Origin of the sequence: Parasporobacterium paucivorans DSM 15970 (genome assembly GCF_900141895.1) — a bacterium.
Taxonomy (GTDB): Bacteria; Bacillota; Clostridia; order Lachnospirales; family Lachnospiraceae; genus Parasporobacterium; species Parasporobacterium paucivorans.
Map to the genome: position 1 here is coordinate 1 of NZ_FQYT01000036.1, position 9476 is coordinate 9476.

Genomic DNA, 9476 nt, shown 5'->3' on the forward strand with positions numbered 1-9476 from the left:
GGCGTCGTAGCGGTGGCGGTCGTCTTTCTGCTGATGCGCTCCAGAACGGGCCTGGCCCTGATGGCGATGCGTGACAACGTCGGTGCGGCAGAGACCATGGGCATCAACATCTACCGGGCCAAGATCACCTGCTATATCATTGCCTGCTTCTTTACGGGTCTGGCCGGAGGCGTCATGTACATGGTGCAGGGCTACATCCTTCCGGATTCAGGCTTCTCCATCAACTGGACCGTCGCCATGACCTTCATGGTCATCATCGGAGGGATGGGGACCATGGAAGGGCCTATCCTGGGTGCCATCCTGTACGTGCTGCTCACCCAGTTCCTGTTCAACTTCCCTGGCATGTCCATGATCATCCTGGGCATCATCGCAGTGGTGGTCATCATGATCGCGCCGAAGGGAATCATGGGTACTCTGTATGAGAAGACCGGATTTGAGATTCTGTCCTTAAGAAGGAGCATGCCTAAGGGAATTTCAATTAAGAAGGCTGAATAATAAGTCAAATCTGATGATTTTACAAAGAAGAAGCTGTCAACCCGACAGCTTCTTCTTTATATGCAGATATAGGATTGTCTGTTATTTGAAATTTAAGTATTGTCCTCCTTCTTCAATGAATTGTTCGGGAGAAATTGCGCCGGCAAATAATTTTTTGGTCAGACTTCTCCATGCGCTGGCATCATCCTGTGGCAGCAGAGAATACCAGAAACCAGTCAGATGTTCAGCCTCGTTCAGCATGTCCGATAATTCAACAGCTGGACTTGCCAGGTCAGTCGGAGGTGTCAGGGTTTTGTCATTCGTAGTATTTATGTAACCATATTGTGTGACATTGATTTTATTGACCCGCTTCGTGAATTCCATGCAGATATCAGCCGCCTTATCGGTGTATTTGGAATTCTTGTTGATGCAGAGGCCTGGGGTCAGCGTATGGTTTATATCAACCAGGTAATGGGAGTAATCAGCATTGAAAAAATCATCGCAATCCGGAAACTGAACGAGGGATATGGCTTCGCTTCCCATGTTATCCATAAGATAAAATGTAATGGTGGATTGATGCGGAAAAAGTACGGATTCACCATTTATGAAATTTTCAATGGATTCAACTTCTCCGGTTTCCAGGTAATCTTCTGGAAAAGCACCGGCTTTTATAAGATCAGAAACCTTATAGGCAGCATCCAAAAAGATATCATCCGAAAAGTCCAGTTCCCCGGACATCAGCTTTTCTAAAGCGAACGGATCAATACGGTTTACAATCATGGTATATAATAAATCACCCAGCCAGTTGTCCTTGTCTCCAAGTTCAATAGCGGAATAATCAGTTCCATGCATGAGATTATAATTGTTAGTTGCCTCGACAAGCTGCATCAATTCCTCCCAGGTCTGTGGTGCCTTTACACCAATCTCATCCATTAACGCATTATTGCAGTAAGTGACCGCATATGCTTCCGGAAGGCATGGGAAAATGTAATTGTTACCATCCGAGTATGGAACCAGATAGGATTCTTTAAAATCTACACCGGAGTCTTTTATATAGTTCTGGACAGGCAAGCAGGCACCGGCGTCAATCAGGTAATTGGGGAAAGTGCCGCCCCACACAGCAAAGATATCAGGGAGCTCGTTGCTGGCAAGGGAAATCCTGAGTTTGTTTTTTAATTCTTCGGTTGAAAATGTCTTGACGTTTATTTTACAGCCATATTCCTCGGCGATGGATTCCCAGCTGTCTAAATAATGGGTTCCTGGTGTATTTTCATCAAAGAATATCCATACTTCCAGTGGGGGGAGATTTTCAGCGGTTTCAGTGCCTTCAGGGACATTTCCGTTGGAAGCACATCCGGATAACGCCATTGAAAGAATTGGAATTACCAGTAGAAAACATACAATATGTCTGAAATATTTCATGAATATACCTCCAAATTTCGTGTGAAATATAGTATTATGAATACATAACTGATTATACAACAGTTGGGGGCATTTACAAACCGGAAAATGTTTTCCGACACAGCGATGGAGGTTTCGGTCCAAATATGAATATTAAGGAATTCTTTGACAGAATAAATTTCAAAACGAGGCTTTTGGTTTCGTTTTTTATTATTGCGGTTCCAATCCTGATAATCATTTCAATCGTCAGTTATACATTTTTGAGCCTGAGCGCCCAGAGCGAAGTCGAAAAATCATTGATGACAACAATGGAACGTATCAAGAATGAGGTAGAACGGGTAACCGGTGAAACAGAAAATCTGTCACGTAATATTATATACAATGATGATGTACAGCGCCTGCTCGCTGAAAGCAGCCAGGGAGAAAAGTTTCCAACAACCAGCGATGTGGCATATTTCATAAACAGCTTCATTGTAAATCGTGAATTTATCGAAAGTGTTGTTATCACAGGGGAAAACGAGACCTTATTTTCGACAGAACGGGCTTTCACCAACGTATCCAGCTTTGATGAAATCCAGAAGAAATGGTGGTATGAGGAACTGGATGAAGATAGTGCACCCTTTAACTGGTATCCTTATGCAGTAAATCAGAAAAAAACAGACATCGATGCTGGCAGTGACCTGATGCTGACCCGGAGCATCCTGAGTCTGTCCGATTATAAGACAACCATTGGAAGGATGATGATTTATATTAAGAATAGCTATTTGATGAATATATGGAATGAACTGCAGTGGGGAGAGACGACGAATGTATGGGTTGTAGATGGACGTGACCAGTTAATGCTTCGGAATACAAGCAGTAAAGATTATTCTTCAATGATGGATGAATTATTGGAGAGCAGCGGGACACGGATTATAAAATATAATGGAGAAAAATTCATCATCGGGAACATCGGGTTTGACAACAGCGACTGGAAGTTTCTTATTGCAACACCGCTCAGTGAAGTGGATGATACGCTGGATATAGTGAAACTGCAGATTGTCCTTGTGGCTGGAATCGTACTCCTGATTATTCTGATTATTTCGTTTTATGTGGCGGGTACAACTGCTAAGCCTATAGTCACTCTGTCAGAGACGATGGATAGTTATTATGGGAAAGAAACGCAAGACAACAAACAGGAAACATTTGATTATGAAGCCCGCAAGGATGAAGTGGGAGATATATACCGATCCTACCAGAAAATGAGGGAGCGTATTGAGACGCTTATCAAAGAGATATATCTGAAGGATCTGGAAAAAAAAGATGCGGAACTTGCGTTGCTTGAGACACAGATAAATCCGCATTTCCTTTATAATACCCTGGATTCTATCAACTGGATGGCGCTGGCTAATGAACAGGAAGAAATAAGTGAAATGATTACCGCTCTCTCGGACACCTTTCGGCTTAGCCTTACGAAAAACAACAGTTCTTTTGTCAGCATGGAGCAGGAAATTCAATATATTGAGAGCTATATGATAATACAGAAATTCCGTTATGGAAACAAGCTTGCATACAGATATGACATAGATGAGAATGTAAAAAAGCTGCAGGTTTTACGATTTGTCCTGCAGCCAATCATTGAAAATGGTCTAAAACATGGCATCGATACCCTGGAAGAGAACGGAAGCATAGAGCTGAAAGCACATATTGTGAGGGGGAGATTAGAAATAACCGTCACAAATGATGGCGCAAATATTGACCTGTCAAACATGAAAAAGCTTCTTGAGTTCGATGTGAATAATACTGAATACCTATCCTTCAAAGGGGAAGGCTACGGAATACAGAATATCAACAGGAGAATTAAAATTGTACATGGTGAGGAATTCGGCATTCGGTATGAGGTCGTCGGAGGAGCGAAGACAGTGTGTATAATATCGCTTCCAGCCTTGGAATATATTGCATAATTGTTTTCAATTATGCTTCCGGTAATTTGAAAGTGTGATCCCTGTATAACGCTTGAAAATCTGGGAAAAGTAGGCATAATCGTTGTAACCGACTTCTTTGGAAATTTCATACATTTTCATATTAGTCTGCGTTAATAAATATTTTGCTTTTTCGATGCGCATGCTAGTTACATAGTCAATGAAGGTAGTGTTCAGTTCCTTTTTGAACAGGTCGCATAAATAATTTTTACTGATAAAAATCTTGTCAGCTACGTCCGAAAGAGAAATGTTTTCGTTGTAGTGTTTATCAATATAATGCAAGGCAGAGAGCATCGTTTCAGAGGCAGGAGCAATGCTTTGAGAATGGACAAGTTCAGCAAGCAAATTGGATTTTTGGATTATCAGTTCTTTTATTTGTTTTACAGAAGGATAATTTTTACTAAGCTGTTTTATATCCAAAATATTTAATGAAATTATTATAGTTTCAGCCTTATATTTATTCTGCAGGTGAGCCATTCGGATCAGGAGAATCAGTGCGATGCTGTAAAAATAATTCTTGTAGAGAGCTGTGTCGGGCAAATTGAAAATTTCTTCAACAGATTCGGTTATCTTCCTGGTGTCATTAGTTGAAATGGCGGTAAAAATGTTTTCCATTTCGGTGTAGGGAAGGCGAAGATCCCGTTGGGCATTTTGGATACCCCCTAAAATGTTCCCAGCATCCGCACTTTCTGAATCCGCTTTAAGAATGTATTCATCACAATCTGATGTGGCAAAAAAAAGATCCGTTATGGAATTGTAAATCTGACTGACTCCAACGAGCAGATGCAGCCGATTTTCTGCTTTATTCCTTGAATACGAAAGTACAATCTGCAAGAATTCCTGTCGGTTAAAAGTGGTTTTTTGTATGCCGTACAGATAGAAATACAAATATTCATCGGAATAGAAGGCCTCTGAGGAGCCTAATCCATTGATGCAGCCTGTGAATTCACTGATTATTTTTTCCGTGGCCGACACATAATCCTCCTCGGGCTGCATTTCATAAATCACGAATTTCACCAGAATAAAAGGACTGTCCTTAAAGTTGAATCCAAGCTGGGTATAAAGAGCCTGTATGTATGGATCGAGAAAATTTCCATGTTCGACCAAAGTCAGGAAAAACTTATTGCGCAGGGCAGAGTGGTTTATCATTACGGCTTTCTGCAATTGTTCCAATTCCAGTTCCTGATTATTCCTGTTTTCAATCTTGTCATGCATGGAAAGAAGCATTTTTTCAAAATCCTTCTTTTTGATCGGTTTTAGAAGATAGTCGCTGACACCCAATTTAACGGCAGACTGTGCAAACGTGAAATCATCATAACCAGAGAGGATCACTATCTCAGCTTTAGGGAGAAGCTGTTTCGCCCTTGTGGAAAATTCCAGACCATTCATCTGTGGCATTTTTATATCCGTGATGATTAAGTCCGGGGACAGTTCAACCAGGGACTCCAATGCTTTTAAAGGATTTGAAAATGCTCCTATTATATTAAACTGATAGTCCGCCATTTTAAACACCTTTTGAATGCCGGTTAACACTATTTCTTCATCATCTACCAGTACTAAATTGTACATAGCGAACCCCCTGTGAGTTTTTTGCTTTTTGAAAAACCATATGATAATATATTAAATAAAATAAGAGAAATATGCAATGTTTTCCGGTTTTATTTTTATAGCGCTTTGAAGAATAAAATGGATAACAAGGGAGGAAGAATAGTATGAACAGTCCTTTGATATGGGCACATCGCGGAGCTTCAGCCTATGCCCCGGAGAATACATTAAGAGCATTTCAAAAAGCGGTGGATATGCGGGCGGATGGCATCGAGCTTGATGTGCAGATGACAAAGGATGGATACCTTGTCGTCATTCATGATGAGACCGTGGACCGCGTTAGCGATGGAAAAGGATGGGTCAGGGATCTCACATACAGAGAGCTGTTGAAGCTGAATGTTAATAAAAAATTTCCGGAATTGGGCAGGATTAATATTCCGACATTGGAGGAAGTGTATCTTCTGGTAAAGGATTCAAATCTGACGGTAAATGTGGAATTAAAAAATGGAATCGTCTTTTATGAGCAGCTGGAGAACAAGGTGATGGAATTAGCTGCCGTGACGGGGATGGAGGAAAGGGTGATTTATTCATCCTTTAATCATTTTTCTGTCATGAAATTGAAAGAATTAAATCCATCCGTGAGGACTGGTTTTCTTTATGGAGACGGATACCTGGATATGCCGGAATATGCCCAAAAACACCATGTGGATGCCCTGCACCCGGCATTCTATAATCTGCAATACCCCGGTTTTATTCCTGAGTGCAAACAAAGGGGTATTCAGCTTCGTGTCTGGACCGTGAACAGAGAAGAAGATATGGTGCGGCTGTGTGAGGCTGGAGTGGATGTTATAATTACAAATTTTCCGGATATCGGACGTAAGGTCGTGGATGCGTATGCTGGAGAAAAATGTATCGGATAAATGAAAATGACTCCAGAAAGACCATGGAGAAGCAGGTAGCACCTGTTTTGTGCATTTCCGTCTGGTATTTTTTTTTAGTACGGATATTCTGCCTTTCTCTTTGATTATCGTGGTCATATGTAACTATATTGATCAGAAAGAAATAATTTGTGCAGGGACCAGGCCTTTTTGGCAGAATACCGGACTTTAAAAGAAGCTGCTGCCAGTCGAAAGCGGGATATGAATATCTTTTGTCCGAATCTAAACATGAAATTTATAATGCTGACAATGATACGATAAAGGAATACAATGCAAAAGACACTGGTTTTATGCTATAATAAGCTATAGTAAATCCTGAGAAACCGTTCATATATTCAATCAGAAAAATGGAGGAAATCAAAATGAGCAAATTTTCCAATGCAGAAAAGGTTGGTCTGAGGAACAAGGATACGGAAAAGCTTTTGGCAGTGTACCCGCACAGGCCGGAAGGAAACGATGATGAAATCATAAAAAAAGTCACGGACTGGTATTATTCACAGAATTGTGCGGCTGAAGAACTGATGAAAAATTCATATGTGGACATTTTGACCGATGAAGAAATCAAATCCTGGAAATAATCGGGAAATGCAAAAAAAGAATTCGGTTGACAGTTGTTTTTTTTGTGTAATATAATTTTCGGAATACTATTGCACATAAGGAGAAACATATGGAATTTAAGAACGTAAATGTAGTTAAAGAAGCAAATGTATATTTTGGGGGAAAAGTCACAAGCCGCACTGTAATCTTTGAAAACGGAGAACGTAAAACTCTTGGATTTATGATGGCGGGCGAATATGAGTTTAATACAGATGCCAGCGAAACAATGGAAATTCTTGGGGGAGGGATGTCAGTCATGCTGCCGGATGAAAAGGAGTACACCTTATATTCAGCTGGTCAGAGCTACATAGTACCGGGAAAATCCAGCTTTAAAATGATAGTAGCTGAATATGTTGACTATTGCTGTTCCTATAAGCAGTAAATCATTTTGTTTACATAAAATTTTAAAAAAATTCATATTTGAACCACAGAATTTTCACAGGTCCTTGTTATACTCAAGATACACACTAAAGCAACTATTGTTGCAAAGTTCTCCCCTTTAAAACGGGCCAGTAGGGAATGAAAACCTTGCTGGCCTCTCCCTTTTTCAAAATTGCGATCAAAAAAGAGCACGCGGTGCTCTTTTTTTGTACCATCAAATTGCAAATATGTATAAAATAGTACGTGAAGGATAAGCGTATAAAGGATATAATGAAAGAGTGCTGCAATGTGTGGGAAGTATTGATCTGGCGGCATGGAAAGGAGATTGATAAATGCAGGATATATTCGGGCATATTCTTGAGATGTTGAATTGCAGACAAGAAATGGTGATGGCAACAATAGTAAGTAAGTCAGGTTCCGCGCCAAGGGAAGCGGGAACTAAAATGCTGATAAAAAAAGATTTTTCTACCGTGGGAACCATTGGCGGCGGGCTGCTTGAGGCAGCGGCAATAGAATGGTCTTCTTCCGTATTCGATACCAAAGGGTTGGTGGTTAAGGACTTTGCGTTATCCAATGTGGATGCTTCAGCAGCCGGAATGGTATGCGGTGGGGATGTAAAGATTTTATTGGAATATATAGACCCTTTTGATGAAAATGTTGTGAAAAACTATGAAAAAGCAGGTGAACTTATTAAAAACGGGACAGATTTTGTCATGATAACAAAAGTACCTCACACAAAAGATTGTTCATCAGCTGGAGCTAAATGGATCTGTACAGATGCCGGCTTCCATGGTATAGAAAATGAAGAGATTAAGAGGATTGCAAAATCAATCAGAGAGGTTTATAATAACGTTAAGATTAAAATTTTCAGTGATAAAGAACAATACCTGGCGGAAGTCTTCTCTGGTTTTGAAAGGGTGCTTATTGTAGGCGCTGGACATGTCGCACAACAATTTGCAGAGCTCACCAAAAATCTCGGTTTTTATACAGTTATTGTGGATGACAGGGTAGAGTTTGCAAATCCGGAAAGATTCCGGATGGCAGACGAAATAAAAGTTGTTTCTTCCTTTGACAACCTTTCGGATAATGTGACAATCAACCCCAATAGCTATATTGTGATATTAACCCGCGGCCACTGCTCTGACAAACTGGTTCTTGCCCAGGTGCTAAAGACAGACGCCAAGTATATTGGGATGATTGGGAGTCAAAGAAAAAAAACACATACATATGGCGAGTTGTTAAAAGAAGGATTCACAACAGAGGATACAGAAAGGGTCTATTGTCCGATTGGCATAGACATAAATGCGCAAACTCCTGCAGAGATTGCAATATGCATAGCGGCTGAAATTATAAAGGTAAGAAGAGGAATGGGTTTAAGCCCCCGCTCAAATTTGGATACGGCGAAGTTGTTGAAAAATGATTAATATACAATGTGTTCAGACATCCAGGAATTATATTTGCTGGAACGAATACAAGAAAATTATGCAAGTCTCTTAGAATAAGATAATTCATATGTATATCGATTGTGAAGATTGTATATACAAATTCTCCTCAGAATATGTTAAAATATTAATATTATACAAATTATTCAAAATAAATTTGTGATATTGTAATATTTGACTGTATATCAGGTATATGCTTTAAGTTGTTATATAGGGTTAAGTTTTCACTTTAACTGTTAACGATTTACAAATTAGGAGGGATTGAATGAGTCAAATTTATGATTTACGGTCTGCGCTGGAATTGTTGAAAACAATGCCAGGGCAATACGTCGAAACAGACGTACCAGTTGATCCAAAGGCAGAGTTGTCAGGCGTCTATCGCTATGTTGGTGCCGGCGGTACAGTAAAAAGACCTACACAGATTGGACCGGCTATGATGTTCAATAATGTGAAAGGACATCCAGGTGCTCCAGTAGTAATCGGAGTTTTGGCAAGCAGAGCCAGAGTAGCGGCCATGCTTGGAACAACACCTGACCAGCTGGGATTTTTGTTGAAGGATTCAGTTTCAAAAGCAATCGAACCGATTGTTATCCCAGCTGAGAAAGCACTTTGCCAAGAAGTTGTCCACAGAGCTGATGAACCTGGATTTGATATCCGCAAACTGATTCCTGCACCCACCAACACGATTGAAGATGCCGGTCCATACATCACTTTAGGTATGTGCTATGCAAGCGATC

At 40.4% G+C, this 9476-nt stretch carries 9 protein-coding genes; 7 read left to right on the plus strand and 2 right to left on the minus strand.

What is annotated here, in order from left to right:
- Nucleotides 1–495 (plus strand): branched-chain amino acid ABC transporter permease (locus BUA79_RS11830; RefSeq protein WP_143147923.1); only part of this gene is annotated, 495 nt, incomplete at its 5' end.
- Between the two features lie 81 nt (nt 496–576).
- Here the strand turns inward: BUA79_RS11830 and BUA79_RS11835 are convergent.
- A complete protein-coding gene (locus BUA79_RS11835; RefSeq protein ID WP_073994625.1) occupies nt 577–1896 on the minus strand; it encodes an ABC transporter substrate-binding protein in 1320 nt (439 codons plus the stop codon).
- A 125-nt stretch (nt 1897–2021) separates the two neighbouring features.
- On the opposite strand from BUA79_RS11835, the gene BUA79_RS11840 reads away from it, so the two are divergent.
- Entirely contained in the window at nt 2022–3818 is a 1797-nt protein-coding gene (locus BUA79_RS11840; protein ID WP_073994626.1) for a sensor histidine kinase, read from the plus strand.
- Between the two features lie 6 nt (nt 3819–3824).
- Here BUA79_RS11840 and BUA79_RS11845 read toward each other — a convergent pair whose 3' ends face one another.
- The gene (locus BUA79_RS11845; RefSeq protein WP_073994627.1) at nt 3825–5405 is read right to left on the minus strand and encodes a response regulator transcription factor; all 1581 of its coding nucleotides are present in this window, start codon (nt 5403–5405) and stop codon (nt 3825–3827) included.
- Between the two features lie 143 nt (nt 5406–5548).
- Here BUA79_RS11845 and BUA79_RS11850 point away from each other — a divergent pair, with 143 nt between their 5' ends.
- From BUA79_RS11850 to BUA79_RS11870, 5 genes are all read left to right on the plus strand, one after another.
- Complete coding sequence (locus tag BUA79_RS11850) at nt 5549–6301, plus strand: glycerophosphodiester phosphodiesterase (RefSeq protein ID WP_073994628.1); 753 nt, start codon at nt 5549–5551, stop codon at nt 6299–6301.
- A gap of 380 nt (nt 6302–6681) precedes the next feature.
- The gene (locus tag BUA79_RS11855) at nt 6682–6897 is read left to right on the plus strand and encodes a hypothetical protein (protein ID WP_073994629.1); all 216 of its coding nucleotides are present in this window, start codon (nt 6682–6684) and stop codon (nt 6895–6897) included.
- Between the two features lie 89 nt (nt 6898–6986).
- The gene (gene ppnP, locus BUA79_RS11860; protein ID WP_073994630.1) at nt 6987–7298 is read left to right on the plus strand and encodes a pyrimidine/purine nucleoside phosphorylase; all 312 of its coding nucleotides are present in this window, start codon (nt 6987–6989) and stop codon (nt 7296–7298) included.
- 331 nt (nt 7299–7629) lie between these two features.
- Complete coding sequence (locus tag BUA79_RS11865; protein ID WP_073994631.1) at nt 7630–8721, plus strand: XdhC family aldehyde oxidoreductase maturation factor; 1092 nt, start codon at nt 7630–7632, stop codon at nt 8719–8721.
- Nucleotides 8722–9004: 283 nt separating this feature from the next.
- Nucleotides 9005–9476, plus strand: a 472-nt coding sequence (locus tag BUA79_RS11870) for a UbiD family decarboxylase (protein ID WP_143147924.1), incomplete at its 3' end; no start/stop codon positions are given.

Bases quoted from the DNA above. Each gene is read 5' to 3' on its own strand.
- BUA79_RS11835 (WP_073994625.1), bottom strand. From the start codon at position 1,896: ATGAAATATTTCAGACATATTGTATGTTTTCTACTGGTAATTCCAATT.
- BUA79_RS11840 (WP_073994626.1), top strand. From the start codon at position 2,022: ATGAATATTAAGGAATTCTTTGACAGAATAAATTTCAAAACGAGGCTT.
- BUA79_RS11845 (WP_073994627.1), bottom strand. From the start codon at position 5,405: ATGTACAATTTAGTACTGGTAGATGATGAAGAAATAGTGTTAACCGGC.
- BUA79_RS11850 (WP_073994628.1), top strand. From the start codon at position 5,549: ATGAACAGTCCTTTGATATGGGCACATCGCGGAGCTTCAGCCTATGCC.
- BUA79_RS11855 (WP_073994629.1), top strand. From the start codon at position 6,682: ATGAGCAAATTTTCCAATGCAGAAAAGGTTGGTCTGAGGAACAAGGAT.
- ppnP (WP_073994630.1), top strand. From the start codon at position 6,987: ATGGAATTTAAGAACGTAAATGTAGTTAAAGAAGCAAATGTATATTTT.
- BUA79_RS11865 (WP_073994631.1), top strand. From the start codon at position 7,630: ATGCAGGATATATTCGGGCATATTCTTGAGATGTTGAATTGCAGACAA.